The following is a 24,845-nucleotide window of genomic DNA, read 5'->3' as shown; positions in this document are numbered from 1 at the left end:
ACCTGGACTGGGAGTTGGCCGAGCCGCTGGCGTTCGGTGCTCGACCGGGTCGTCTCCTCCTAGTGCCGGCCGTGCGGTCGCTACGGCACCACCGCACCCGCGAGCCGGCGGCGCGCCGGGGCCCGGCCCGGTTGGTGGCGTGCGCGGTGCCCCGGCCGCCCGGCTCGTTGCAGGAACTGCCGGGCACGCTGCGCGAGGTCGGCATGCTGGCCGAGCTGTTCCCCGGCACACGGGTGCTCACCGGAGCGGAGGTCACCCACGACGCGCTGGCCGCGGCGCTGCCCACCGCCGACTGGGCGCACTTCGCCTGCCACGGGCGGAATGACGGGCAGGCGCCCTCCCGCAGCGCGCTGGTCCTCCACGACCACGACCGGGCGCCGATGACCGTGCTGGACATCTCCCGGATGCGTCTGCCCGCCGCGGAGTTCGCCTATCTGTCCGCGTGCAGCACCATGCGGACCGGCGCGGGATTGTCGGACGAGGCGATCCACATCACCGGCGCGTTCCAGCTCGCGGGCTACCGCAACGTCGTGGGAACGCTGTGGAACATCCGCGACGACCTCGCGGTGGACATGGCGGAGCGGGTCTACACCCCGCTGGCGCACGGCGCGCCCGTAGGCGACGAGGAGATCGCCCGCGCGCTGCACGCGGCCACGACCGAGCTGCGGGCCCGTCACCCGGGCGAGCCCGCGTGGTGGGCCGCGCACGTCCATGTGGGCGGTTGAACGGCCAAGGCGTTCCTGGGGCCCAACGCAGAGGAGTCCGCAGTAGAAGGCTCCGCAGCAGAGAGGCTGGGCAGCTTATCGTTGCGGTCATGGACCTCCAGCCGTCAGTGGAACCCGCCGTCTTCCACGCAACACTCCGCGATCAGTTCGAGGTGTTCCTCGACGAGCATCGAACCGCGCTCCGCGACACCCTGAACGGACTGACGGAGGAGCAGGCGCGCCAGTCGCTGGTCACGTCCAAGACCACGCTGCTGGGCCTGCTGAAGCACGCCACGTTCGTCGAGAAGGTCTGGTTCGACGAGGCGATCACGTGCCGATCCCGTACCGAGATCGGCATTCCCGACACGCCGGACGAGTCGTTCGACCTCGACGACGGCGACACGATCGCGTCGGTGCAGCATGCCCACCGGCAGGCGTGCGAGGCGTCCCGTCGAGCCACGGCAGAGCTGACGCTGGACGACCTCGTACGGGGCAACCGGCGGGGCCCGCTGCCGCTGCGCTGGGTCTACCTGCACGTCCTGCGCGAACTCGCCCAGCACTGCGGCCACGCGGACATCCTCCGCGAGCAGGTCCTCGACGACACGGCACTCCGCGGCTGAAACGGGGACTGCCCTGCACTTCTGACGTACTGTGCCCGGTCAGCTGCCGGGAATCCGAGTCTCAGCGGCGGAGATGACGTCCTGGCGTTGCCGGTGGCGCCGCTCGTACTCCATCACCTGGCGGGCCACGCCGACGGGGGCGTCCGCCAGCCGCGCGGTGATCTCGGCCGGGCCCATGACGTCGTAGCCGTCCCACGGCTCACTGCCGCGCAGCTGTTCGATCGCCTCCAGCACGCCCTTGCGCTGGGCATGGGCGCGCTCGTAGCCCTCGATCACCGTCAGCTCCGACTGGGACAGCGTGCGCAGCCGCTGCTGGATCTTCCCGGTGCTCAGCTGGCTGAATCCGGCGATCGGCAGCTCGTCCTCGCGCGTGACCGCTCCCTGAACCTCCTCAGCCATGCGGTCGGGCTGAGCCGTCTCCCGCAGCGCGCCTTCGGCCGCGCCCCCGGCCTGTCGGCCACCGCGCCGGGTCAGGTCACGCGCCCGCTCGGCAGCAGCCCGCATCGTTTGGGCTGCCGCGTCGGCCACCGAGCCGCCGCCGGCCCGGTCAGGCCGGGAGCCGTTGGCAGGCCTGGCCATGGCGCGGGCGTGCTCGGTGAGACTCTGCTCCAGTGCCTGCAGCAGTTCTTCGTCCTGGCGACGCACCGCGCCGAGCGCATCGGCGGCGGCCTGGTCGTCGACGTGCGAGGCGAGGGCCTCACCCGCCCGCGACGCCGCCAGCGCCCGCGCGGCAGTCGCGTACTCGTCCTCTGTGTTCCGCAGCAACTGCCGCGCATCGGCCGGGCCCTTGCCGTACAGCATCCCCGTCACGATCTTTGACCCCACCCGCAGCGGCAGCATCGCCGTGCCCGCCGCGCCCCGCGCGACGAACCGCGCCGCAGCGGTCGCCGAGCCGATGATGCCCCGCTGCTGGAGTCGGCGCACCTGGTGCTGGATGAGGTCGACACTCTCTTGCACCTCGTCGGTGTGGTGTTCGAGCATCTGCCGGTAAGGTCCCGGCGGCGTGACCGCGACATCCGCGCGGAACCGGTCGAGGACCGCGGCATGCGCCTGGCGCGCATCCTCCAGCACCGGTACGAGTTCCTCCGTCGTCACAGCCATACGGTGCTCCCTGAAAGAACGAGGAATGGGGCGGCGCTGCGCCGCACGCGGAAAGCGGCTGCCCGCGTGTGCCTTCAAAGGCCGGGTAACCGGCACCATCCTGCGCGATCCACGCCCACAGCGCCTGCCGGGCACAGCGGGGAGAAGCCCCTCGGTGCGCCGGTCTGCGGTGCGCTACCGAAGGGGTACGGGCTTGGCCGGACTGCGCCGTACGGGTGACGGGGACACCGCGGCGCGGCGTGCGCGAGGGCGGGAGCTTTCGTGGGCGTGGCATGGTCGGCGATGCCCCGCGCTGTGTGATCAGGTCGGTGTCGTCCCATCCCATCCGGAGGAACAGGTGCTCAAGGTGGATTCACACGCCCATGCCGGTCCGGACCACCGACCGAAGGTGCTTGGCCTGCCATCTCCCGGAGCACCGCGCCCGGCGTCGATCCCCGGGCACGACGCGGCTACCGAGCAGCAGCTGCCCCCTGGACGCCTCGGCGACGCCACCGCCTGGACACTGTTCGGCATGGTCTTCGCCACGGTGACACCCGGGACGGCGGGCACGCGCACGCTTGCCGAAGAGATCTGACTGGCTGCAATTCGTCTGACCTCTCCGAACAGGGTGCGGCCGAGCAGAACCAGGACGTCCATCCTGACCGTAGCGTGATCGGCATGACGGCTGAGGGCGAGGCGCTGGTCGGCGGCATGGTGAACGCGGGGGCGGTCGTCCGGCGGGGTGCGCTGGTGGAGCGCCCGGCGCCGCGCAACGCGCGCGCCCTGCATGCCTATCTTCTTGCGCTGAAGGAGCGTGGCTTCGATGCGGCGCCAGTCCCTGTCGGTCTCACCGACGATGGCCGTGAACAGTTGACCTTCATTCCCGGCGACGTGGCTCTGCCGCCGTTCCCGGACTGGGTGATGACGAAGACCGCCCTCGAATCGGTGGGGTGCCTGCTGCGGCGCCTGCACGAGGCCGGCGTGGCCGTTGAGGTCGACACCCGTGCCAGGTGGCCCAGGGACTTGGCGGACCCGGAAGGGGGAACGATGCTGTGCCACAACGACGTGTGCCCGGACAACGTCGTCTTCCGCGACGGCCGTGCCGCTGCCCTGATCGATTTCGACCTGGCAGCCCCGGGCCGCCCCCTCTGGGACGTGGCCATGACCGCCCGCTACTGGGTGCCCATGGTCGACCCCGGATCCGCGGCCGCCTTCTACCCCTCCGGGCTGGACGCGCCCGCACGGCTGCGGATCCTTGCCGACAGCTACGGCCTCTCGCCGCACGATCGCGCCGAGTTGCCCGGCGTCATCGAGCAGGCCACCGAGGTCTGCCGGGCCTTCGTCGCGGCCCGCGTGGCTGACGGCGACCCCGTCTATCTCCAGGCGCTGGCCGAGCGTGGCGGATGGGAACGCTGGGACCGCATGCAGACCTGGCTGGCGGACCGCCGCGAGACGTTCACGGCTTGCTTGCTGAACTGACCGGCCCGGACGGGAGTCGGGGAAGTCGAGGTGCCGGAGGCGGTCGAGGCTCTGGACGAGATGACGGTCGGCCCGCTCCTCGGTGAGGGATCGCCAAGGGTGCCGTTCTAGCCTGGCCCGGTGATGCATGAGGAGGACTTCCGGGTCGGCGACGTGCTGTCGGTCGCCTGCCCCTTCACGCCGGTCAGAGTCGAACAGGGGGTGACCTGGGATCACCTGTCGGTGCGGTGGCCCTGGTGGCGGATCGACACCGACAGCGACTTCGTTCACTGGAACGGGATCGTCGCCCTGGGCGTGGCCGGCGGCGGGCGCGTTGCGCCTGAGGTGGAGGCGGAGCTGTTCCGGACCGACCCACCGCCCGAGCACTTGAGGGCGGGAGACATCTGCCGGATCGGAGTGCCACCGACCCTGGTTCATGTGACGGCTGTCGAGCGCCACGACCCTCCGCTGGAGACGGGCTGGCTACCGCGCCCCCGGCTGACCGTGTCCGTGCTGCGCCGCGGCCTGTCGTATCGGGAGTTCCCGGACGAGAGCCATCTCGACGGCACGGGCTACGAGATTCACCCGGGCGACGGGATTCCCTTCACCTTTGAGCTGTTGATGCGGCCTTACTCGTTTCTCCGGGCGGGCGACGAGGTCGCCGACTCCGCTGGGCGGGCGTGGAGATTCGACGGGCCCTGGGACTGGACTGCCTTCGACGGAGCGCCGACCGGCGCGGGCCCCGAGTGGCCGCTGGTCCTGTTGACCCGCGCCGGAGCGCCGTGTTCCGTCGCGGACGCGGAGGCAGTGGCCACAGGGACGGCCACCGGTTCCCACCAGAAGACCGTCCGGCACTGGATGTCTCTCACCGAGGCTTCGCCCCTCGGGGGAACATCTCGCTCAGCAGCCGCGAAGCCCAAGGGCTGACGCAGGCAGGCCGCTATGCGGTGGCGAGCATGCCCTGGCGTAGGCGGGCCAGGATGCGGCTGACGAGTCGTGAGACATGCATCTGGGAGATTCCGAGTTCCTTGCCGATCTCTGCCTGCGTGCGTTCTTCGACGAACCTCATATGGAGGATGCGCCGATCTCTTTCCTCCAGGTCGGCGATGAGCGGAGCCAGGGCCTGGAAGTCTTCGACGAGTTCGAGACCGTGATCTTCCTCGCCGACGAACGCGGCGAATGTCGCGTCGCCGTCTTCGCTGTCGCTCGTGATGGCGGCATCGAGGGACGCGGCGGTGAAGCCGTTCGCCGCGATCTGGACTTCGACGACCTCCTCCTCGGTCAGGTCCATCAAGTCGGCCAGTTCCGAGGTCCTGGGGGCGCGGCCGAGGCGCGTGCTGAGTTCGTCGGTGGCCCTGGCCAGTTCCGCGCGCGCTTCCTGCAGACGCCGAGGCACGTGGACGGACCAGGAGGTGTCGCGGAAGAACCGTTTGATCTCGCCGACGATGTACGGCACGGCGAAGCTGGTGAACTGCACCTCGCGCGAGACCTCGAACCTGTCGATGGCCTTGATCAGGCCGATGATCCCGACCTGGACGACGTCCTCCATGTCCTGGCCGCGGCTGCGGAACCGGCGGGCGGCGAACCGCACCAGCGACATGTTCATCTCGATGAGGGTGTTGCGCGCGTACTGGTACTCGCGGGTCCCCTCCTCCAGTGCGGCCAGCCGGTCCAGGAAGAGTCCGGACAGTGCCCGGGCGTCCTTGGGCGCGAGCCTCTGCGGGTCGTCGACCTGTGGCAGTCCGATGCCCGAGTCCGTCGCCGCCTCGACATGTGCCGTCGTCGCTGCCACAAGCCCTCCCTCTCTCTCCCCGGCCTTCCCAGTCCCCTGGTCGACCGACCTGCGCCGCGCTTACCCCAGGTCTCCCGTTCCATGCCCGTGGCGTGCAGGCGGTGTGACCGCTTCATCCCGGGATCAGTGCGACAGCGGGAGCACCGCTCGTATGGCCTTGCCGCCGGCTTCGGCGCTGACGTGGACCTTCACCGAGAGTTCCTGTACCAGGGGCCAGCCGAAGCCCCCTGGCCTCCAGCTCTCGGTGTCCTCGGTCCGGCGGGGACGGGGAGGATCGGGGCTGGCGTCCTGGACGCACACCGTCACTGTCCCCGGACCCGCCCGCAGCTGGAACCCGGTGACCCCGCCGGCATGCACCAGGGCGTTGGTGACCAACTCGGACACCACGATCAGTACGGCTTCGGCCTCGGCCGAGTCCTTCGGTGCGACTGCGGAGAGAAAGCCGCGCGTCATGTCCCGCGCGTGTTCGGCCGTCCGCGGGCTGCCGTCGAGCAGCGAGTCCTCCTCGTCGAAGTAGTGCACCTTCCCAGCCTCCGGCGCTTGTCGGGTTCAGTGCGTACCGCATGCCCCCACCGGCCGGATTCACCAGCCGGCCACCCGTACGTACGCACGGTCCGGCGCCCGGCGGCGTTACCTCTCCAGGCCGCGAGCGGCGCTTCCCGATGCGGGCGGGCTGGGCATTCTCGCAGTTCAAGGCCGTCATCGAAGCGCGCTTCGGTGTGTCTCGCTGTCTGATGGTCCCCTGCCGTGGCGCGCTGACGTCGACGAGACGTTCCCCACATCGACCCTCGGTGGTGGGCAAGCGGGGGTACCGGGTTTGGAGGCAAACGACAAGACCAACAGTTGCCGTTTGACAACTATAGCCCTGAGGCAACAAAGTAACCGTGCTCGGACGTGCACGGGGAAGGATCTGGAATGTTCCGGTGGGCGGAGACCGCTCCGTGCGCTGTCAGCCGGCTCCTGACGGCGGGCAGCGAGGCGACGTGCGACGGCGTTCAGGCCGTCTGCCTGCCGGAATCCTCGGCGTCGTCGTGTATCCGGGCCGCCGCCACGGCGCAGAACGCCTCGAGTCCCTGGAGCAGGGCGGCCCGCTTCGCGGCGGGCATCTGGTCGAGGATCGCCTGCAGTGCCTTCTCTCTGCGTGCGCGCAGGTCGTCGAGGAAGGCGCGGCCCCGGGCGCTGAGGTGCAGTCGTACCTCACGTCTGTCGGTCGTGCTCGTCTCGCGCTCGACGAAGCCCGCGGCCTGGAGCCGGTCGCACAGTCGGCTGGTGGAGGGCGGCGTGGAGGCGAGGGTGTCGGCGAGGGTGCGCAGGTTGATGCCCTCCTGGTGTTCGAGGATGAGCAGCACACGCAGCTGGGAGCCGGAGGCGGGTGCGGTGGAGGCCTGTGCCCACAGGACTTCGAGCAGCTCCGCGGCCGTGGAGGTCACCCGGGCGACCTCGTGCGGCTCTCGGCGGGGGCTGAAGGCAGTCACAGTCACACTCTCGCAGGCGCGGGGAAGGCTGTCAGCGTACTAGGCGCACGCGCCGGCGCCGGATGACTTGGAAGACCCGCGCGGGCCGAATCGGACGGCTTCGTCGCGGTACGAGGCTTGCGGCCACCCGGAGAAAGATTGGTGTATCGACCATCATGAACAGATTTGTGGCCGCTGAGCGTGCACTGCGCACAGCGGCTCCCCATGAGTTGCTCAGCGCCGCCCGTCGTGTGCTCAGCGAGCAGTACCAGGCGGACGCGGTCGAGTTGTTCATGGCCGACTACGGACTGACGGTGCTCCAGCCGGTGTCCGTGCTGCCGCACACCCTGGAGCCGGTTCCGGTGCACAACAGTCCGGCCGGTCGGGCGTTCGGTGCCCAGGAGCCCTATGCGGAACCGGTCGGAGGCGGCCGGGTGCGCGTCCACCTGCCGGTCACGGTGCGCGGCGACCGGCTGGGCGTGCTGTCAGTGACCCTGTCGGACCGTGACCACGCCGCCGGCTGCCGCACCGAGCTCGCGGAGATCGCCGAGGTGCTCGGGCACGAGGTGATCGTGGCCGAGCGGGACACCGACCTGTACCTCCAGGCCCGGCGCAAGGACCGGCTGACCCTGGCGGCCGAGATGCAGTGGCAGTTGCTGCCGGGCCGCTCCTGTGCCCGCCCCGAGTACGAGCTGGGCGCGCAGCTGGAGCCCGCGTACGCGATCTTCGGTGACAACTTCGACTGGTCCGCCACGGCCGACCGGCTCAGCCTCTACGTCACCAACGGCATGGGCGAGGGCATAGAGGCCTCCCTGCTGACGAACCTGGCGATCAACGCCCTGCGCAACGCGCGCCGGGCCGGCATCCCGCTGGCCGACCAGGCCGCCCTGGCCGACCAGGCGGTGTACGCGCACTACCGGGGCCGCTGCTACCTGTCGGTGCTGATGTTCGACTTCGACCTGGCCACCGGGCGGGCCCGGGTGGTGGACGCCGGCTCTCCCCAGATGCTGCGGCTGCGCGGCGGCACGGTGGAGCGGATCACCTTCGACGCCCAGCTGCCGCTGGGCATGTTCGAGGAAACCGACTATGTGGCACAGGAGTTCCACGTCGAGCCCGGGGACCGGCTGGTCTTCGTCAGCGACGGGGTGTACGGCGTCTCCTCCCCGAAGGGCGAGGCGTACGGGGACACCGCCCTGGCCCGGGCGATCCAGGCGACCCGGCTGCTCCCGGCCGCCGAGGTGCCCCGGGCCATCCTGCGCGAACTGACCGGCCATCGCGGCAGACCGGTCCCGGACGACGACGCCCTGGTGGTGTGCCTGGACTGGCGCGGGCGGTGAGCGAGGTGCTGCCTCTGTGGCTCTCGGGTTTCACAGGGAGTGTTGTTTGCGCCACGTCCCCGAAGCTAATGTTTGTCATGCGGCAATAAATTTCTGCACGCCTGCCACGCGGCGGGCGTCAGTTGCCCAAGGGCATGAAGGAGACAATGCGGGTGTCGGAGCAAGGCGCGGCCGAGGAGTCGACCGCAGTGCTGGTCAGCGAGTTCCTTCAGCGCAGGCAGGAGCAGATCGCCCAGCGCTGGGCCGACGCCGATCTCTTCCGCACGGTGTTCACCGTCTCCCGGGACGAGGCGGTGGAGGCCTGCAAGGCCGTGGTGGACGCGTTGTCCGAGGCGGCCGCCGCCGGGCGGGTGGACGACATCACGGCGCCCGGCTTTCGAAGAGTGCGTGACCAGCTGGGCCGGATGGCGGCCTCCCGGGCCCGTACGGGTGCGAGCCCGGGGCAGATCGCCGGCGAGGTCGCCGATCTGCGTCAGCCGGTCATCGCGCTTCTTCGGGGCGAGTTCCCGGATCCGGCCGGCGACCAGGCGCAGGAGTGCGTGCTGGCCCTCACCCGGCTGACGGGCACGCTGCGCGTGGTGGTGATGGAGACGGCGCTCAGTGCGGGCGAGGAGGTGATCGCCCGGCAGCGCGAGCAGTTGCTCGAGGTGGCCACTCCGGTGATCAAGCTGTGGGACGGCATCGTCGCCGTTCCGCTGATCGGCACGCTGGACAGCGCGCGCAGCCAGGTCGTCATGGAGAGCCTGCTGAACGCGATCGTCGCCGAGCGCGCCCGGCACGCCATCCTCGACATCACCGGCGTGCCCACCGTCGACTCGCTGGTCGCCCAGCACCTGATGAAGACGGTGGCCGCGGCGCGGCTGATGGGCGCCGAGTGCGTCGTCTCCGGTATCCGGCCCGCGATCGCGCAGACCATCGTCCACCTGGGGATCGACCTCGGGACCGTGGTCACCCGGTCGTCGCTGGCCGACGCTCTGGCGTACGCGTTGCGCCGGCAAGGCATCGTGGTCGCTTCCGGCCCGCCGGTCGGTGTGAGCCTGTCGTGACCGAACCGCGGCGGGGCGCCCACGCATCCCGGGTGCCTGTGCCGGCCCTGGGAGAGACCCTCCTGATCACCCTGCAGGGGGAGTTGCACGACAGCATGGCCGAGCAACTCCAACAGGACATCACCCGCCGCATCGCCCACAGCCCGGTGACCGGTGTGGTGATCGACATCTCCGGTGTGGACATCGTCGACTCATTCCTGGGCCGCGTGCTCGCCGAGATCGCTTCCAGCGCCCGTCTGATGGCCGCCCGGACGGTCCTGGCGGGGATGCGGCCCGCCGTAGCCATCACGCTGGTCGAACTGGGCCTCACCCTGCCCGGACTCGACACGGTCCTGGACGTCGAGCGGGCCCTGGACCGGCTCGGGCACGGCCTCTCCACCGATCCGCCCCACCCCCGGAGGGCGCACCATGCAGACCTCCTCTGACACGGGCACCATCAGGCTGCCGATCGGCTCGGACGTCGATCTGGCGTGGGTGCGCCAGCAGGTGAGACAGGTGGCAGCCGAGCTCGGATTCGGGCTGGTGCAGCAGACGAAGCTGGTGACCGCGGTCAGCGAGCTGGCCCGCAACACCCTCATCCACGGAGGCGGCGGCCAGGTCGAGATGACGGCGCTGTACCGAGGGCCCGCCCGCGGGCTGCGGCTGGCCTTCACCGACTCCGGTCCCGGCATCCGCGACATCGACCAGGCGATGACCGACGGCTACACCACCGGCAGCGGGCTGGGGATGGGACTGAGCGGGGCCAAACGCCTGGTGCAGGAGTTCAGCATCGACAGCAGCCCCGGCCAGGGCACCACCATCACCGTCGCCGCCTGGGCCACCGGCCTGCCCCACCCCCGTGCGGAGGCCGGATGAGCCGGGTCTGGGACACCCCGGTGCACGACTCGACACGGGTGCGGGATGTCCGCGTCGCGGTCGAGGCGGCCGGCGCCCGTGCCCGCCTCGATCCGCACCGCATCGCCATCGCCGCGCTGGTCGCCACCGAGCCGGCGACCAACCTGCTCAAGCACGCCGGCGGCGGACGCGTCGTGATCAATCTCCTGGACCGCCCTCCCACCGACGCCGGCTCCGGCAGCTCGGCGGTGCAGCTCCTGTCCATCGACCAGGGCCCGGGCATCCCCGACGTCGCGGCGGCGCTCCGCGACGGCCACACCACCGCTGCCTCGTCCCTCGGCGCGGGCCTCGGCACCTGCGTACGCACGTCCAGCGCCTTCGACCTGTACAGCGTGCGCGGCCGGGGCACCGTCGTCATGGCATGCATCGACCAGGAGCCGACCGCCCAGGCAGGGACGGGACGCCACTGCCGGCTGGGGGGAGTCGATGTTCCCCTCGCCCAGGCCGAGCACTCCGGTGACGCCTGGAGCTGGGCGCGATCCGGCCCCTGCCTGACCCTGATGCTCGCCGACGGCCTGGGACACGGGCCCAAGGCCGCCACGGCATCCGCCGCCGCAGTCGACGAGCTGCACCGGGCCGCCCATCTGCCGGCCCTGGAGATCCTGCGGCGCCAGGACACGGCGCTCAGAACCACCCGCGGTGCCGCTGTCGCCGTGGCCCAGCTGAACGCCGACACCGGCAAGCTCTCCTTCGCCGGAGTGGGCAACGCCGGTGCGCGCGTCCGCACAGCGCACGCCTGGCAGCCGCTGGTCTCCCATCCCGGCATCGTCGGTGCCCACTTCCCCGCCACCGTGCCGGTACAACGGCTGCCGTGGCGCCCGGACAGCTTCCTCGTCCTGCACAGCGACGGACTGCCCAGCCGCTGGACGCCACCGGACGACACCGAACTCCTCGGCCACGACCCGGCAGTGGTGGCCGCGACCATCCTGCGAGACGCAGGCAGCGCCGCCCGCCCCCTGCGCGACGACACCAGCGTGGCCATACTGGCCCCCGACCGCCGGGCAGGCGCCCATGACCGTCGCACCTGACATCTGGACCATCGCCTCGGCCACCGACGCGGCCCGGGCCCGGACGGCCACGGCCCGTCTCACCGCCGACGCCGGGCTGCCCCTGGTCGAGCGCACCCGGTTCCTGACCGCCCTCACCGAGAAACTGCGGTGGTGCCTCGACCAACGCGGGGCCTGGGACCTGCTCGTCCGCATGCATCGAGCCGACGCCGACGGACACGGACGCCTCGAAGTCGGCGTGCGCCCGGCCGGGCACCCGCAGGACCGCCGGCCGGACTGGCAGCTCTCGATCACATGCCCCGAACGGGGGCACGCGGACGCCGCCGGTCCGGCCGACGCCGACAGCGCGGGGATGGCCGATGCGCTCCTGGCGGCGGACGAGGACACCGCCGAACTCCTCGACCGGCTCGATACACAGGACGATCTGGTCCGCTCCTACCGCGAGGAACTGCACCAGACCAACCAGGGCGTCCTGGCTCTCCACGCCGAGCTGGAAGCGGCCGCCCTGACCCAGCACAACCTGCTCGACGCCGAACGAGCAGCACGAGCCCAGGCGGAGAACGCACGGAGCCTGCTGACCTTCCTCGCCGACGCCAGCGACGCCGTCACCGCATCACTCCACCACGAGGACATCCTGCGCCGACTGCCCGAACTCCTCGTCCCCCACTACGCCGGCCACGTCGATGTCTGGCTCTTCGACGACGACCCCACCACACGCCACGGCCACCGGCCGGCCGCCGCCGTGGCCGCCGCACGCACCGGCCGGACCCAGCACGCCGCAGCCCGGCCCGCCTGCCTGCCCGGCGTCGACGACCTGCCGCCCTCAGCCCTCGCCCCCACTCGGCCCCTGCTGTGTGTCCCCCTCAGCGGGCCCCGCGTCATGGGCGTACTGACCCTGACCGCGCGCGGTTCCCGATTCGATCCCGACGAGGCCGTCATGCTGATCGAACTCGCCCGCCGCACCGGCATCGCCCTGGCCAACGCCCGGCGCTACGAACAGCACCGCGACACCGCCGAAGCCCTCCAGCGCGCCCAGCTCACCGAACTGCCCACCACCCCCGACCTGCTCCTGGCGGCCCGCTACCTGCCCGCCACCCGCGGCCTCAACATCGGCGGCGACTGGTACGACGCCTTCCTCCAGCCCGACGGCAGCCTGCTGGCCGCCGTAGGAGACGTCACCGGCCACGGCCTGCGCGCGGCCGTCATGATGGGACAACTGCGCACCGCGCTGCGCGCCTACGCCATCGAAAGCGACAGCCCGGCCGGCATCCTCACCCGCCTGCACCGCATGCTCCGCCACCAGCAACACGAGCTGTACGCGACCGCCGTCATCGCCCGCTTCCGCCCCGGTGACCCCACCGTCGCCTGGGCCGCTGCCGGCCACCCGCCCGGCCTCGTGCGCCACCCCGACGGCACCGTCCACGTCCTGGAGACCAAACCCGGGATCATGCTGGGCGTACCCCTGCCCTACGAGTACCAGGACCACACCGTCGCGCTCCCGCCCGGCTCGACGCTCGCCCTCTACACCGACGGACTGGTCGAACGCCGCGCCCAGGGCATCGACCCCGGCATCGACCGCCTCGGCCACGCCCTGGCAGCGCTGAGCACGGCCGAACTGGAGCACGACCTGGACACGGCAGCGGAGTCGCTGCTCAAACCGATGCTCCACGACTCCGAACGCGACGACGACGTCTGCCTCCTGCTGTGCCGGACCGCCCCGCACGCCACCCACAACGGACCCCGACACCCCCGCCACCAAGCGGCCCGTCCCGGTCGGTCGTTAGTTCCCTTCCAGTAGCCCACCGTGGGACCGGGCCGCGATAGCGTGGAAACCACCAGCGGAGAGGGCGGATGCCATGAACACCTCGGAACCGGCCGCCTCCGCGGAGAGCCTGCTGCGCGCCGCTCCACCCCATGCGCTGGTCGCCACCGCCGGCCGCCTGCTGGCCGATCGCGCCGGCGCCCAGGACGTGACCCTGCTGCTGGCCGACTACGGGCTGACGGTCCTGCAGCCCGTCACCCACCTGCCGCACACCGGCGAGCCCGTCCCCGCCCACGACGGACCGGCCGGACGCGCCTTCAACACCCAGGCACCGGTCGTCGAGGTCACCCGGGACCCGGCGACCGAGGTGGTGCACCTGCCCATCACCGTGCGCGGCGATCGGCTGGGCGTCCTCTCCGTCCGCCTGCCGTCCCCTGCCGTGGACCCAGCCATGGTGCTCCGGCTCGCGGACTTCGCCACCGCGCTCGGCCATGAGGTCGACACCGCCGGCCGTGACACCGACCTGTACCTACAGGCCCGCCGCACCCGCCGCCTCACCCTCGCCGCGGAAATGCAGTGGCAACTGCTCCCCGGCCGCGGGTGCGCCCGCCAGGAGTACGTCATCGGCGCCCACCTGGAGCCCGCCTACGCCATCGGAGGCGACAACTTCGACTGGTCCACCAGCGCCGACCACCTGATCCTCACCGTCACCGACGGCATGGGCCAGGGCATCGACGCCTCCCTGCTCACCAGCCTGACCGTCGGCGCCCTGCGCAACGCCCGCCGCGCCGGCATCGGCCTCGCCGACCAGGCATGCCTGGCCGACCAAGCCATCTACGCCCAGTACGGTGGCAAGGTCTACGCCTCCACCCTGCTGCTGCACTTCGCCCTCGACACCGGCACCGTCCACGCCGTCGACGCCGGATCCCCCCAGCTCTTCCGCCAGCGCGGCATGACCATCGAACAGATCGCACTGGAAGCACAGCTCCCGCTCGGCATGTTCGAAGAGACCCCGTACCAGGAGCAGACCTTCCACGTGGAGCCGGGCGACCGGCTGATCGCGGTCAGCTCGGGTGTGCACGGCGCTCGCTCCGCGGACGGCGGCCTCTTCGGCGAGCGTGCCCTCCGGCAGACCCTCAGTGCCGCACGACTGGCGCCCCCGCACGAGGCCGCGCGCTCCATCGTGGCCGGTCTCATCGAGCACTTCGGCAGCAGACAGCTCACCGCGGACGCCGCTGTCGTCTGCCTCGACTGGAACGGGCGCGGCATCGACGCGGCCACTCCGTCCCGGAACGCCATGTGACCTTCCCGGGGTTACTCGCCGTGACGCCTGAGCCGCCCACACCTCACTAGCTGTGATCGGCATGTGAGGCGCGCGGAAGGACAGCTTCCTGGGCTGCGAGGAACGCCTTCATCCCACGGCTCAGAGCAACCCGCTCATCGGGCTCCATCGCCCCCAGCGCCACCGCCAGCGCCTGCGCCCGACGTGCGGCGACATCCCTGAGCACATCCAGGCCGTGCGCGGTGAGAATCAGCCGCACCTCGCGACGCTTGTGCGGATGCAGAGCACGTTCCAGGAGACCGGCCGCCTCCAACCGGTCACACAACCGGCTGGCCGTGGGAAGCCCTATGTCCAAGCGCTCCGCCAGCGCGGTGAGATTCAGTTCCGATGCCGCTCCCAGAGCACGCAGAGCCCGCAACTGGTGCAGGGACAACCTCAGGGCCGCCTCCTGTGTGGCCAGCGACCACAGGTTGGCCAGGCTCTCCACGGCATCGGCGATGTCCCGCGCGATGGCCTCCGGGCCATCGCCCGGTCCCTGCGCATCGTCGTCGCGGGAGCCGACGAGATGGGTCACGGGCGCATCTCTCTCAGTAAGCTCCGGGCAGTGCGGGGGTCCCCCTCACCCCATCGCTGTACCCGGAGAACCGCGGTGCAAGCCGCCGTCGTACGCGGAGCCCGAGCCGTACGGGGAGGGTCGGGTGCCCACTCGCGCCGGGCAAGTGGTCAGGGGGTGGGGCTGTGCCGAATAGTCTCGGCGCTGACATCCGTACACGCCGTGCCGAAGGACGGGGATCTCATGCCCGCTTACGTCATCGTCAACATCGATGTGCTCGACGAGGAGGCCGGCCTGGCCTACGCACGCGTGGCCCAGGACTCCATCCTCAGCCACGGCGGCCGTTACCTCGTCGCGGGCCCGACACCTGAGCCCGCCGAAGGCACCTGGGACTCCTCCCGGTTCGTGCTCATCGAGTTTCCCGACATGGACCGGATCCGGGAGTGGTACGACTCCCCGGAGTACCGGCGTGCCCGGGCGATACGCGAGGGCATGGTTCGTGTGGACATGCTGTTCGTCGAGGGCACGGTGCCCGAGGGCTTCTCGCCGTGAATCGGCGGGGCCGGTGAACGGAGCCGTCCGGACGTGCGTATGTGTCGGCAACCGCCCGCGGCGCGGGGAAGGCGGGTCGCGGGGCCGACGTGAGGATCAGGCGATGAACGACCGAGTTACTCCTCCGATGCACGCCCTGCCCGACGGCGAGGCGGAGCTGACGCTGGTGGTGCGGCTGCCCTGGGAGGACGTGGCGCGCCTCGGCCAGGAGGCCGGGCGGCTGGCGTCCCAGATGCGGCGGCCCGTGACGCTGGAGGAGGCGGTGAGCCATCGGCTGCGTTCGTCGCGGGTTGCCGCGCATGCGAAGCCGGCGGGGGAGCAGCCGCCGGCGGTGACGGCTGCCTCGGCGTCTGTGTCGTCGTTGCCGTCTCGGCCGCCGGCCGAGCAGGCGCGGCAGGCGATCGACCGGATCACCGGTACGGCTGGGACTGCGTAGGGTTTCGCCGTAGGGGTGCGGGTTTGATGCCGGGTGCGGGCAGACCGTGGCTTGTCGCGCAGTTCCCCGCGCCCCTGAGGTCAGATTCCTGCGCTATGTCTAGAGAGAACTGCGGACCTTCGCCGCCGCCTTGCGGGCCGCTACCAGGACCGGGTCCCAGACGGGGGAGAACGGTGGGGCGTAGCCCAGGTCGAGCGTGGTCATCTGTTCCGCCGTCATGCCTGCCGTGAGGGCGACCGCCGCGATGTCGACCCGCTTGCCCGCGCCCTCCCTGCCCACGATCTGCACGCCGAGGAGGCGGCCCGTGCGGTGCTCGGCGAGCATCTTGACCGTCATGGGGGAGGCGTTCGGGTAGTAGCCCGCGCGGCTGGTCGACTCGATGGTGACCGCCTCGAAGCGGAGCCCGACGCGGCGGGCGTCCTTCTCGCGCAGGCCCGTGCGCGCGATCTCCAGGTCGCAGACCTTGCTGACCGCCGTGCCGACCACGCCCGGGAACGTGGCGTAGCCGCCGCCGACGTTGGTGCCGATGACCTGGCCGTGCTTGTTGGCGTGGGTACCGAGGGCGATGTGCCGTTCCTGGCCGGAGACCAGGTCGAGGACCTCGACGCAGTCGCCGCCCGCCCAGATCTCCTCGTGACCGCGCACCCGCATCGAGCGGTCCGTGAGGAGCCCGCCGTGCGTGCCGAGCGGGAGACCGGCCGCCTGCGCCAGGGTCGTCTCGGGGCGTACGCCGATGCCGAGCACGACCACGTCCGCCGGGTACTCGCGGTCCTGCGTGGCCACCGCTCGCACCCGCCCGTCGTCGCCCGTAAGGATCTTCGTGACCTCGGCGTCGTTCACCATCGTGATGCCCAGGCCCTCCATGGCCTCGTGCACCAGGCGGCCCATGTCGGGGTCCAGGGTCGACATGGGCTCGCTGCCGCGGTTGACGACCGTCACCTGGTAGCCGCGGTTGATGAGCGCCTCGGCCATCTCCACGCCGATGTAACCGGCCCCGACGACCACCGCGCGACGGCCACGCGTGCGTGCCAGCGAGTCGAGCAGCTCCTGGCCGTCGTCCAGCGTCTGCACGCCGTGCACCCCGGGGGCGTCGGCCCCGGGCATGTCCGGCCGGATCGGCCGGGCGCCGGTCGCGATCACGAGCTTGTCGTACGGCGTCCAGGACTCGGCGCCGGAGTCGACGTCACGCGCGCGTACCCGCTGCCGGGCGAGGTCGAGCTCCGTGACCTCGGTGCGCAGCCGCAGGTCGATGTCCCGCGCGCGGTGTTCCTCGGGGGTGCGGGCGATGAGCCGGTCCCGGTCGGTGACGTCGCCGCCCACCCAGTACGGGATGCCGCACGCCGAGTACGACGTGAAGTTGCCCCGTTCGAACGCCACGATCTCCAGCTCGTCGGGGCCCTTCAGCCGGCGGGCCTGCGACGCCGCGGACATCCCCGCGGCGTCGCCGCCGATCACGACCAGTCGCTCCCCGCGCGTACGGCTCATGTTCATGCGAACACGCTACGGGAGCAGGGAACTTCAGTCCTCCTCGCCCGGCTCCCGGGAGCGGGCGGGCTCCGGGGCGGGCCGGGCCACCGGCAGCGGGCCCAGTGCGCTCGCCGCGGGCGCGGGCCGCGGGCGGCGCGGGAGGCGGGGGCGTATGACGCGCAGCCACAGCAGGACGATCAGGGCCGTCACCGCGGCGAACGGCAGGACCGCGCCGAGGGCCACCGCGAGCCAGCGCAGCATCGTCACGAACGCGTTCCAGCCGCCCGCGAGCGCGTCCAGGAACCCCGGGTCGTCGTCCTTCGCCTCCTTCTTCTTCACCGGTGTCTCGGACAGCGACAGCGTGATGGTGGCCAGGCTGGTGCGGTCCTTCAGGGACGCCTGCCGGGCGAGCAGGGCCTCCAGGTCGGCCTGGCGGGAGCTCAGCTCGCCCTCCAGGGTCACCACGTCGCTGAGCTTGGTGGCCTGGTCCATCAGCTCGCGGATCCGGGCCACGCTGGCGCGCTGCGACCTGATCCGGCTCTCCACGTCCACGACCTGGTCGGTGACGTCCTCCGCCTTCGCGCTGCGGTCGAGGAGCCTGCCCGTGCCCTCCAGGTCGGCGAGGACCTCGTCGTACTTGTCGACGGGCACGCGCAGCACGACCCGGGTGCGCTCGCGGCCCTCCCCGTCCCGGGTGGTGGTCTCGTTGCCGACGTAGCCGCCCGCGTTCTCGGTGCCGGCGCGCGCCTCCGCCAGGGCCTTCGGGACGTCCTTGACCTGCACGGTCAGCGAGGCCGTGCGGATGATGTGGCTCGCGGTGAGCTTCGGCGGCGCGGTGGCCCGGGAGCCGCTTCCGGCCCCGCTTCCGGCGCGGCCCGGCGCGGCCTCCTGCGCTCCCGACCCCTTGTCCGCCTCGGGGCCGGCGAAGCCGCGGTCGGCCGCCGCGCTGCCCGCGGAGTCCTCGCCCCCGGCGCTGCACCCCGTCAGGGCGAGGGCCGCGGCCAGCAGGAGCGCGGCCAGGGCCGGGGCGGGGCGTCGTACGGATCGTCGCGTGCGCATGGGCATCCCCCGAGGTCGATTCGGCTGACGCTTCTTCGACGCCCGGACCGCGCCGGACGTTTGGTCCGGGACGGTTCCGATGCGGTCACGGTCGGGACTCGTCCGGGACACCGGGGCCCGGCGGCGCTGTCAGTGGGGTCTGAGAGGCTTGGGGCATGCGCGAAGTTCAAGCCCGTGCGGGCACGGGGCAGGTCGTAGTCGTCGGGGCGGGCATCGCGGGGCTGGCCGCCGCTCACCGGCTGCTGGAGCGCGGGGCGCGGGTCACCGTCCTGGAGGCCTCCGGCCGGGTCGGCGGCAAGCTGCTGCCGGGGGAGGTCGCGGGCGCGCGCGTGGACCTCGGCGCCGAGTCGATGCTGGCCCGCCGCCCCGAGGCGGTGGCGCTCGCGCGGGCGGTGGGCCTCGCCGACCGCCTCCAGCCGCCCGCGACGGCGACGGCCTCGATCTGGACGCGCGGCGCCCTGCGCCCGATGCCCAAGGGGCATGTGATGGGCGTGCCCGGCACCGCCGCCGCCCTGTCCGGCGTGCTGTCCGACGAGGGCCTCGCCCGCATCGAGCGCGACGCCGAGCTGCCCCGCACGGAGGTCGGCGACGACGTGGCGGTCGGGGAGTACGTGGCGGCGCGCCTCGGCCGGGAGGTCGTCGACCGCCTGGTGGAACCCCTGCTGGGCGGTGTCTACGCGGGCGACGCGTACCGCATCTCGATGCGCTCGGCCGTCCCGCAGCTCTTCCAGGCCGCCCGGGACCATGCCTCCCTGACGGAGGGCGTCCGCGAGATCCAGGCCAAGGCCGCCGCCGCACAGCAGACGGGCCCGGTGTTCATGGGCCTCCGGGGCGGCGTGGGCACGCTGCCGCTCGCGGTGGCGGAGTCGGTCCGGGCCCGCGGGGGCGAGATCCTGACGGGGACCCCGGTCACGGAGCTGCGCAGGGTGGCTCCACCGGACCCGGCGAACGCGACCGGGCCTCGCGCGGTGTGGCGCGTGGTCGCCGGTGAGCGGGTGCTGCATGCCGACGCGGTGGTGCTCGCCGTGCCCGCCCCGGTCGCCGCCCGGCTCCTGCGCACCGAGACCCCCGAGGCCGCCGCCGAGCTCGACGCCGTGGAGTACGCCTCCATGGCCCTGGTCACCCTCGCCTACCGCCGCGCCGAGACGGCCCTGCCCGACGGCAGCGGCTTCCTCGTGCCGCCGGTCGACGGGCGGACCATCAAGGCCTCCACCTTCGCCTCGCAGAAGTGGGGCTGGATCACCGAGGAAAGCCCCGACCTGGTCGTGCTGCGCACCTCCGTCGGACGGTACGGCGAGACGGAGATCCTCCGCCGCGACGACGCCGAGCTGGTGGAGGTCTCCCGGCACGACCTGAAGGCGGCGACCGGCCTGGACGCCGCGCCCGTCGCCACCCGCGTCACCCGCTGGGACGACGGCCTGCCCCAGTACCCGGTCGGCCACCACGCGCGCGTGGCCCGCATCCGCGAGCACGTCGCCCGGCTCCCGGGACTCGCCGTCTGCGGCGCCCCGTACGACGGCGTCGGCATCCCCGCCTGCATCGCGAGCGCCTACGCCGCCGTCGACCAGATCCACGGCGACCTGCGGGGTGTGGAGGAACTCACCGCCCACCCGGTGCAGAGCCTGCACGGCGGAGCGGGAGAATGAGGACCATGAGTGACGACGCCTCCACCACGCCCTCCGGCACCGCGCCCGACCGCATCCCGAACAAGGGGAAGCTGGCCAAGGACCTCAACGAGGTCATCCGCTACACGCTCTGGTCCGTCTTCAAGCTGAAGGACGTCCTCCCCGAGGACCGCACCGGGTACGCCGACGAGGTCCAGGAGCTGTTCGACCAGCTCGCCGCGAAGGACGTGACCATCCGCGGCACGTACGACGTGTCGGGCCTGCGCGCCGACGCCGACCTCATGATCTGGTGGCACGCGGAGACCAGCGACGCGCTCCAGGAGGCGTACAACCTCTTCCGCCGGACCAAGCTGGGCCGCGCGCTCACGCCGGTGTGGTCGAACATGGCGCTGCACCGCCCCGCCGAGTTCAACCGCTCGCACATCCCGGCGTTCCTCGCCGACGAGACGCCGCGCAACTACGTCAGCGTCTACCCCTTCGTGCGCTCCTACGACTGGTACCTGCTGCCCGACGAGGACCGCCGCCGCATGCTCGCCGACCACGGCAAGATGGCCCGCGGCTACCCGGACGTGCGCGCCAACACCGTCGCCTCGTTCTCCCTCGGCGACTACGAGTGGCTCCTCGCCTTCGAGGCCGACGAGCTGTACCGCATCGTCGACCTCATGCGTCACCTGCGCGCCTCGGAGGCCCGCCGGCACGTCCGCGAGGAGGTGCCGTTCTTCACAGGCCGCCGCAAGGACATCGCCGAGCTGGTCGCGGGTCTGGCCTGATCAGCGCGGCTGCCCGGCGGCCCCGGCCCGCTCCGGGGCCGCCGACCGCGACTCGGCTTCCGGAGCCGGCTTCGGCTCGGCGTGCGACGCGCAGTCCGCGCGCCGTCCCGGCAGCCGCCCCTCCAGCAGATACGCCTCCATGTGCCCGTTGACGCAGGCGTTCGGCCCGCCCGCCAGGCCGTGCGCGCCGGCGTCCCGCTCCGTCACCAGGACCGAGCCCGCGAGGCGGCGGTGGAGTTCGAGGGCGCCGTCGTACGGCGTGGCGGCGTCCCGCTCGGCGGCCAGGATCAGCGTCGGCGGCAGCTCGCCCGGCCCGGTGAAGACGTCGAGCGGCCGCTGCCGGGGCGCCCGCCAGTAGGCGCACGGCAGGTTCGTCCACACGTTGTCCCAGGTCTCGAAGGGCGCCACCCGCGCGAGCCGGGTGTTGTCCCGGTCCCACACCGCCCAGTCCGTCGGCCAGGGGGCGTCGTTGCACTCGACGGCGACATAGACCGCGCGTGCGTTCTCCGCCTCGGCGGCGGCCTCCGGATGCCGGGCCGCCTGCTCGACCAGCGGCCCGGGGTCGCCCTTCAGGTACGCCGACAGCGCGTGCGCCCGGTGCGGCCACTGGTCGTCGTAGTACCCGGCCTGGAGGAACGCCCCCTGCAACTGCCCCGGCCCGACCTTCCCGCCCGCCGGCTCGACGGCCAGCCGCGCCTTCGCCCGCTCGTAGCTGCGCCGCACCTCCCGCGCGGTCCGGCCCAGCCCGTACACGGCGTGGTGCCGGGCGATCCACTCCCGGAAGTCCCGCCAGCGGCCCTCGAACGCCGCCGACTGGTCGAGGTTGTTGCGGTACCAGATCTGCTCCGGGTCGGGGTCGACCGCCGAGTCGAACACCATCCGGCGTACGTGCGCGGGGAACAGCGTCGCGTACAGGGCGCCGAAGTACGTGCCGTACGACGAGCCCATGAAGGTCAGCCGCTCCTCGCCGAGCGCGGCGCGCAGCACGTCCAGGTCGCGGGCGTTGTTCAGCGAGTGGTAGTGCCGCAGCGCGCCGCCGGCCCGCTCGGCGCAGCCGCGCGCGTACGCCTTCGCCTGCGCGACGCGTTCCTTCTTGTACGACTCGGAGGGGTGCGTCGGCGCCTGCGTGGGCCCCTTGAAGAACTGCTTCGGGTCCTTGCAGGACAGCGGCGCCGAACGGCCCACCCCGCGCGGGGCGTAGCCGACGAGGTCGTACGCGGCCGCGATCCGCTTCCACTCGGGGAGCAGCCCGATGAGCGGGAAGTACAGGCCGGTGGCGCCCGGCCCGCCGGGGTTGTAGACCAGGGCACCCTGCCGGCGGACCCGGTGCTTGCCGTTGCGCGGGTCCTTGTGGGTGGCCCGGGCCCGGCTGACGGTGAGTCGGATCTGCCTGCCGTCCGGCCGGGCGTAGTCCAACGGGACGGTCACGGTGCCGCACCGCATGCTGCCCGGCAGGTCCTGGGCGTCGGGGCAGGGGCCGAAGTCGATGCCCGCCGCCTTCGCGCGCGCGGCGGCCACGGCGGTGCCGCGCATCTCGGCCGCCCCCGACCGCTCCTCGGCGTCCGGGGCCGCGGTGAGGGCGCTCAGCAGCAGGGACCCCGCGGCCGAGTAGAGGAGGGCGGCTCTCATCGCGTTTCCCTTCGGTGCACGGTGGCGACGAAAGGGATGTTTCGTTCGGGGAGGGGGGAAGGCAAGCACCGTCCGCCGGTGTCGGAGCCAATGCCCCCTGTGCGCCCCGGTCCGTCAGTCGTGTGCCTCGCGGTGTGCGAAGGCGGCGCGCAGGTCCGGTTCGCCGATCGCGCGGACGCCGCGTACGGCCACGGAGGTGAGGTACGTACGGTCGTCGGCGGAGCCGTCCGCGGTCCGGGTCAGCGCGCCCAGCAGCCGCTGACCGGCCGGGGAGGCCCAGCGCGAGTAGGGGTGGATCTCGATCCGCGCGACCGCCAGGCAGCTCAGGGCCAGGGCGAGCGGCAACGCGAACCACAGGGCGACCAGATGCCGCGGCATGTCCGGCGGGACGGGCGTCAACAGCGCGGCCGTGCCGAGACCGAGGACGGCGAGGGCCGCGCCGCGCACCTGCCGGACCGCCGCCGCGACCGTCGTACGGGCGCTGTCGGGCACCGCCAGCCCCGCGCGTACCAACCCGTCGGCGATCCCGCGTACCGCGTCCGCGGCGGCGGCCGTGGCCCGCACCGGCGCGATGCGGGACTGCCCCTCGGGGCCGATGGCTCCTATCACCGACCGCTCCATCTCGTCCCGCCCGCGCGGATCGACGACCGTCGCCCAGCCGGTGTGGGCCAGGAGCAGGCGGCGCTGGCGCGCCATGGCGACGAGGGTCACGTCGGCGACCCTCCGGGGGCCGCCGGAGAGGAACGCGGCCTCGTACAGCGTGAGTTCATGGACGCGGCCGGTGTCCGCGCCGCTGGCCGCGGCGCGTACGGCGGCCAGGCACAGGCGCGTGCACGCCGTGCCGGCCACGGCCCAGGCCGCCAGCAGGAAAAGAACCCAGAGCATATGTTGTTTGTATGTGACACGGTCGTGAGAGCACCATGCCTCGTTCACGATCCGGACGGAGTGTTGTCGGTATGTGACGTTCCGTTTCACTGCTCCGGTGGCGGGCTGTAGGCGGGCGGCGGGAGCGGGTAGGTCGCGCCGGGGAGCGGGCCGGAGGCCGGGGGCGGGGCCGGGACCGGAGGCGGGCTCGCGCCGGCCATGTCGCGGGCCACCGCGTCGAAGTCGACGTAGCCGGTGGCCTCCAGGACCTTGATGTGGTCGAGGACGGTGGTGTTGGCGTCGTCGGCGAGTTCGCGCACCAGGGAATTGCGGGTGCTCGCGCGGACCTGGGCGACGACCGAGAAGACCCTGCCGTGGGCGATCCGCAGGATGTTGGCGAACCGGCGGTCGTACTCCGCGCCCCGGGCCTCGTCCAGCGCGGCCAGCCACTGCTTCTGCTCGTCGCTGGGCTCGTCCGGCAGGGCGAGGTCCAGCCGGGAGGCGACGCCCCGGACCCGCTCGTCCAGGAACCGGTGCCCCTCGACGAGGTGCCGACCCGCCGTCCGCACGGCCGGTGTGGTCCCCTTCGACTCCGCCTGCCGCCCCGCGGGCAGCTCCCACAGCCCGGCCAGCCGGACCTTGACGAGGAAGTCCTGGTCGAGGGCGGACAAGGGCCCGTAGCTCGTCTCCAGGGTCTGCGCGCTCAGCACGTTCGGTGCCGTCCCCGACTGGTCGGTGGAGAACCAGACCGGGAAGACCAGCGCGGCGAGCGTCGCCGTCAGACACGTGACGATGAGCCCCGTGCCGCTGAAGATGCCTCGGCCCTGGACAGGGGGTCGCGGTCGCATGGTGGTGGTGCCTCCTGGTACGGCACCGCACGCTAGTGCGCTTCGGGTGCGGAGTTGACATGTTACCGAGGGGTCTACGTCAACTGCCGTACGGGACCGAAGGGTTGTATCGGGAGCAAGTCGGGACGATTGGGGGAGGTGCGGCGGGGGACTCGCCGGGGCGAAGAGGGGCAAAACATTCCATGGCTCCGGCGGGCCTGCCCCGGGTGTTAGCCCCGGCACACTCGGGCGCGCAGGGGCGGCGTCGGGCGCCGCATGGCCACCGCTCCCGCGCACGGCACCGAGTCCGCCTACGACTACGTCATCGTCGGCGGCGGCACCGCCGGCTGCGTGCTCGCCGCCCGGCTGAGCGAGGACTCCGAATGCCGCGTCTGCGTCGTCGAGGGCGGCCCCAGCGATGTCGGCGACGAGCGCGTCCTGCGCCTGCGCAACAGGGTCAACCTGCTCGGCTCGGGGTTCGACTACGGCTGCACCACCGTCGAGCAGCCGCGCGGCAAGTCCCACGACGACTGGGGGAGCCGGGGCTGTTCGGGCTGGACCCGGAGACGATCCTGGCCACTACGGCCGGGGTGGCGCCCCGGCGGGCGACGCGGTGCCGGACCAGCG

The 24,845-nt window shown here is 72.2% G+C and carries 26 protein-coding genes and 1 pseudogene; 17 read left to right on the top strand and 10 right to left on the bottom strand.

The window, feature by feature from the left end; genetic code table 11:
• Positions 1-62: 62 nt before the first annotated feature.
• Together IE255_RS19880 and IE255_RS19875 are read left to right on the top strand one after the other, a co-directional pair.
• Complete coding sequence (locus IE255_RS19880; protein ID WP_268255756.1) at positions 63-725, top strand: CHAT domain-containing protein; 663 nt, start codon at positions 63-65, stop codon at positions 723-725.
• 89 nt (positions 726-814) lie between these two features.
• Positions 815-1,324 (top strand): DinB family protein, encoded by a 510-nt coding sequence (locus tag IE255_RS19875; RefSeq protein WP_190051663.1) that lies wholly within the window; start codon positions 815-817, stop codon positions 1,322-1,324.
• 39 nt (positions 1,325-1,363) lie between these two features.
• Here IE255_RS19875 and IE255_RS19870 read toward each other — a convergent pair whose 3' ends face one another.
• Positions 1,364-2,425, bottom strand: a complete 1,062-nt coding sequence (locus IE255_RS19870; protein ID WP_190051662.1) for a hypothetical protein — start codon at positions 2,423-2,425, stop codon at positions 1,364-1,366.
• Between the two features lie 388 nt (positions 2,426-2,813).
• Here IE255_RS19870 and IE255_RS19865 point away from each other — a divergent pair, with 388 nt between their 5' ends.
• The 3 genes from IE255_RS19865 (at position 2,814) to IE255_RS19855 (ending at position 4,789) form a co-directional block, all read left to right on the top strand.
• Entirely contained in the window at positions 2,814-2,999 is a 186-nt protein-coding gene (locus IE255_RS19865; protein WP_190051661.1) for a hypothetical protein, read from the top strand.
• Between the two features lie 83 nt (positions 3,000-3,082).
• The gene (locus IE255_RS19860) at positions 3,083-3,883 is read left to right on the top strand and encodes an aminoglycoside phosphotransferase family protein (protein ID WP_190051660.1); all 801 of its coding nucleotides are present in this window, start codon (positions 3,083-3,085) and stop codon (positions 3,881-3,883) included.
• Positions 3,884-4,036: 153 nt separating this feature from the next.
• Positions 4,037-4,789, top strand: coding sequence for a hypothetical protein (locus tag IE255_RS19855; protein WP_229906491.1), 753 nt, complete (start codon positions 4,037-4,039; stop codon positions 4,787-4,789).
• Between the two features lie 13 nt (positions 4,790-4,802).
• Here the strand turns inward: IE255_RS19855 and IE255_RS19850 are convergent, their stop codons facing one another.
• The 3 genes from IE255_RS19850 to IE255_RS19840 all read right to left on the bottom strand — a co-directional run bounded on the left by IE255_RS19850 (position 4,803) and on the right by IE255_RS19840 (position 7,135).
• A complete protein-coding gene (locus IE255_RS19850) occupies positions 4,803-5,654 on the bottom strand; it encodes a SigB/SigF/SigG family RNA polymerase sigma factor (protein WP_190051658.1) in 852 nt (283 codons plus the stop codon).
• Between the two features lie 123 nt (positions 5,655-5,777).
• Positions 5,778-6,176: an ATP-binding protein gene (locus IE255_RS19845; protein ID WP_229906490.1), complete on the bottom strand. Its 399-nt coding sequence runs from the start codon at positions 6,174-6,176 to the stop codon at positions 5,778-5,780.
• A gap of 473 nt (positions 6,177-6,649) precedes the next feature.
• Positions 6,650-7,135 carry a MarR family winged helix-turn-helix transcriptional regulator gene (locus tag IE255_RS19840; RefSeq protein WP_190051657.1) on the bottom strand — a complete coding sequence of 162 codons (486 nt, stop codon included), beginning with the start codon at positions 7,133-7,135 and terminating at the stop codon, positions 6,650-6,652.
• Between the two features lie 149 nt (positions 7,136-7,284).
• On the opposite strand from IE255_RS19840, the gene IE255_RS19835 reads away from it, so the two are divergent.
• The 7 genes from IE255_RS19835 (at position 7,285) to IE255_RS19805 (ending at position 14,457) form a co-directional block, all read left to right on the top strand.
• On the top strand, positions 7,285-8,445 hold the full coding sequence (locus IE255_RS19835) for a PP2C family protein-serine/threonine phosphatase (RefSeq protein ID WP_190051656.1): 1,161 nt from the start codon (positions 7,285-7,287) through the stop codon (positions 8,443-8,445).
• Positions 8,446-8,591: 146 nt separating this feature from the next.
• Positions 8,592-9,491 (top strand): STAS domain-containing protein, encoded by a 900-nt coding sequence (locus IE255_RS19830; protein WP_190051655.1) that lies wholly within the window; start codon positions 8,592-8,594, stop codon positions 9,489-9,491.
• 32 nt (positions 9,492-9,523) lie between these two features.
• Positions 9,524-9,916: an STAS domain-containing protein gene (locus tag IE255_RS19825; RefSeq protein WP_268255755.1), complete on the top strand. Its 393-nt coding sequence runs from the start codon at positions 9,524-9,526 to the stop codon at positions 9,914-9,916.
• Positions 9,900-10,346, top strand: a complete 447-nt coding sequence (locus IE255_RS19820; RefSeq protein WP_190051654.1) for an anti-sigma regulatory factor — start codon at positions 9,900-9,902, stop codon at positions 10,344-10,346. The genes IE255_RS19825 and IE255_RS19820 overlap by 17 nt, the downstream gene beginning before the upstream one ends.
• Positions 10,343-11,413, top strand: coding sequence for a SpoIIE family protein phosphatase (locus tag IE255_RS19815; protein ID WP_190051653.1), 1,071 nt, complete (start codon positions 10,343-10,345; stop codon positions 11,411-11,413). The genes IE255_RS19820 and IE255_RS19815 overlap by 4 nt, the downstream gene beginning before the upstream one ends.
• On the top strand, positions 11,397-13,190 hold the full coding sequence (locus tag IE255_RS19810) for a PP2C family protein-serine/threonine phosphatase (RefSeq protein ID WP_190051652.1): 1,794 nt from the start codon (positions 11,397-11,399) through the stop codon (positions 13,188-13,190). The genes IE255_RS19815 and IE255_RS19810 overlap by 17 nt, the downstream gene beginning before the upstream one ends.
• A 58-nt stretch (positions 13,191-13,248) precedes the next feature.
• A complete protein-coding gene (locus IE255_RS19805) occupies positions 13,249-14,457 on the top strand; it encodes a PP2C family protein-serine/threonine phosphatase (RefSeq protein WP_190051651.1) in 1,209 nt (402 codons plus the stop codon).
• Between the two features lie 46 nt (positions 14,458-14,503).
• Here the strand turns inward: IE255_RS19805 and IE255_RS19800 are convergent, their stop codons facing one another.
• Positions 14,504-15,010 carry a MarR family winged helix-turn-helix transcriptional regulator gene (locus tag IE255_RS19800; RefSeq protein ID WP_190051650.1) on the bottom strand — a complete coding sequence of 169 codons (507 nt, stop codon included), beginning with the start codon at positions 15,008-15,010 and terminating at the stop codon, positions 14,504-14,506.
• Positions 15,011-15,232: 222 nt separating this feature from the next.
• Here IE255_RS19800 and IE255_RS19795 point away from each other — a divergent pair, with 222 nt between their 5' ends.
• Positions 15,233-15,541 (top strand): DUF1330 domain-containing protein, encoded by a 309-nt coding sequence (locus IE255_RS19795; RefSeq protein WP_190051649.1) that lies wholly within the window; start codon positions 15,233-15,235, stop codon positions 15,539-15,541.
• 103 nt (positions 15,542-15,644) lie between these two features.
• A complete protein-coding gene (locus tag IE255_RS19790) occupies positions 15,645-15,977 on the top strand; it encodes a hypothetical protein (RefSeq protein WP_190051648.1) in 333 nt (110 codons plus the stop codon).
• Between the two features lie 99 nt (positions 15,978-16,076).
• On the opposite strand, the gene IE255_RS19785 is transcribed toward IE255_RS19790, so the two are convergent.
• Together IE255_RS19785 and IE255_RS19780 are read right to left on the bottom strand one after the other, a co-directional pair.
• Positions 16,077-17,468 (bottom strand): FAD-dependent oxidoreductase, encoded by a 1,392-nt coding sequence (locus IE255_RS19785; protein WP_190051647.1) that lies wholly within the window; start codon positions 17,466-17,468, stop codon positions 16,077-16,079.
• Between the two features lie 27 nt (positions 17,469-17,495).
• Positions 17,496-18,503, bottom strand: a complete 1,008-nt coding sequence (locus IE255_RS19780) for a DUF4349 domain-containing protein (protein WP_190051646.1) — start codon at positions 18,501-18,503, stop codon at positions 17,496-17,498.
• 155 nt (positions 18,504-18,658) lie between these two features.
• Between IE255_RS19780 and hemG the strand changes: the two genes are divergently transcribed.
• Positions 18,659-20,149: a protoporphyrinogen oxidase gene (hemG, locus tag IE255_RS19775; protein WP_190051645.1), complete on the top strand. Its 1,491-nt coding sequence runs from the start codon at positions 18,659-18,661 to the stop codon at positions 20,147-20,149.
• A gap of 5 nt (positions 20,150-20,154) precedes the next feature.
• Positions 20,155-20,898 carry a hydrogen peroxide-dependent heme synthase gene (gene hemQ, locus IE255_RS19770; RefSeq protein WP_190051644.1) on the top strand — a complete coding sequence of 248 codons (744 nt, stop codon included), beginning with the start codon at positions 20,155-20,157 and terminating at the stop codon, positions 20,896-20,898.
• Here hemQ and IE255_RS19765 read toward each other — a convergent pair whose 3' ends face one another.
• The 3 genes from IE255_RS19765 to IE255_RS19755 form a co-directional block, all read right to left on the bottom strand.
• Positions 20,899-22,527: an alpha/beta hydrolase gene (locus IE255_RS19765; RefSeq protein WP_190051643.1), complete on the bottom strand. Its 1,629-nt coding sequence runs from the start codon at positions 22,525-22,527 to the stop codon at positions 20,899-20,901.
• Positions 22,528-22,641: 114 nt separating this feature from the next.
• Complete coding sequence (locus tag IE255_RS19760) at positions 22,642-23,412, bottom strand: TIGR04222 domain-containing membrane protein (RefSeq protein WP_190051642.1); 771 nt, start codon at positions 23,410-23,412, stop codon at positions 22,642-22,644.
• Between the two features lie 86 nt (positions 23,413-23,498).
• The gene (locus IE255_RS19755; RefSeq protein WP_190051641.1) at positions 23,499-24,239 is read right to left on the bottom strand and encodes a DUF4142 domain-containing protein; all 741 of its coding nucleotides are present in this window, start codon (positions 24,237-24,239) and stop codon (positions 23,499-23,501) included.
• 255 nt (positions 24,240-24,494) lie between these two features.
• On the opposite strand from IE255_RS19755, the pseudogene IE255_RS40385 reads away from it, so the two are divergent.
• Positions 24,495-24,803, top strand: a pseudogene (locus tag IE255_RS40385) (lycopene cyclase family protein); the annotation flags it as partial.
• Positions 24,804-24,845 lie beyond the last annotated feature (42 nt).

The organism is Streptomyces lomondensis (assembly GCF_014651035.1).
GTDB classification, from domain to species: Bacteria; Actinomycetota; Actinomycetes; order Streptomycetales; family Streptomycetaceae; genus Streptomyces; species Streptomyces lomondensis.
The sequence above is the reverse complement of the archived record's forward strand: the minus strand, read 5'-3'. Positions and strand labels throughout refer to the sequence as shown.

Coding starts and splice junctions, on each gene's coding strand:
- IE255_RS19875 (WP_190051663.1), top strand. CDS start 815: ATGGACCTCCAGCCGTCAGTGGAACCCGCCGTCTTCCACGCAACACTC.
- IE255_RS19870 (WP_190051662.1), bottom strand. CDS start 2,425: ATGGCTGTGACGACGGAGGAACTCGTACCGGTGCTGGAGGATGCGCGC.
- IE255_RS19860 (WP_190051660.1), top strand. CDS start 3,083: ATGACGGCTGAGGGCGAGGCGCTGGTCGGCGGCATGGTGAACGCGGGG.
- IE255_RS19835 (WP_190051656.1), top strand. CDS start 7,285: ATGAACAGATTTGTGGCCGCTGAGCGTGCACTGCGCACAGCGGCTCCC.
- IE255_RS19830 (WP_190051655.1), top strand. CDS start 8,592: ATGCGGGTGTCGGAGCAAGGCGCGGCCGAGGAGTCGACCGCAGTGCTG.
- IE255_RS19820 (WP_190051654.1), top strand. CDS start 9,900: ATGCAGACCTCCTCTGACACGGGCACCATCAGGCTGCCGATCGGCTCG.
- IE255_RS19815 (WP_190051653.1), top strand. CDS start 10,343: ATGAGCCGGGTCTGGGACACCCCGGTGCACGACTCGACACGGGTGCGG.
- IE255_RS19810 (WP_190051652.1), top strand. CDS start 11,397: ATGACCGTCGCACCTGACATCTGGACCATCGCCTCGGCCACCGACGCG.
- IE255_RS19805 (WP_190051651.1), top strand. CDS start 13,249: ATGAACACCTCGGAACCGGCCGCCTCCGCGGAGAGCCTGCTGCGCGCC.
- IE255_RS19795 (WP_190051649.1), top strand. CDS start 15,233: ATGCCCGCTTACGTCATCGTCAACATCGATGTGCTCGACGAGGAGGCC.
- IE255_RS19790 (WP_190051648.1), top strand. CDS start 15,645: ATGAACGACCGAGTTACTCCTCCGATGCACGCCCTGCCCGACGGCGAG.
- IE255_RS19785 (WP_190051647.1), bottom strand. CDS start 17,468: ATGAACATGAGCCGTACGCGCGGGGAGCGACTGGTCGTGATCGGCGGC.
- IE255_RS19780 (WP_190051646.1), bottom strand. CDS start 18,503: ATGCGCACGCGACGATCCGTACGACGCCCCGCCCCGGCCCTGGCCGCG.
- hemG (WP_190051645.1), top strand. CDS start 18,659: ATGCGCGAAGTTCAAGCCCGTGCGGGCACGGGGCAGGTCGTAGTCGTC.
- hemQ (WP_190051644.1), top strand. CDS start 20,155: ATGAGTGACGACGCCTCCACCACGCCCTCCGGCACCGCGCCCGACCGC.
- IE255_RS19765 (WP_190051643.1), bottom strand. CDS start 22,527: ATGAGAGCCGCCCTCCTCTACTCGGCCGCGGGGTCCCTGCTGCTGAGC.
- IE255_RS19760 (WP_190051642.1), bottom strand. CDS start 23,412: ATGCTCTGGGTTCTTTTCCTGCTGGCGGCCTGGGCCGTGGCCGGCACG.
- IE255_RS19755 (WP_190051641.1), bottom strand. CDS start 24,239: ATGCGACCGCGACCCCCTGTCCAGGGCCGAGGCATCTTCAGCGGCACG.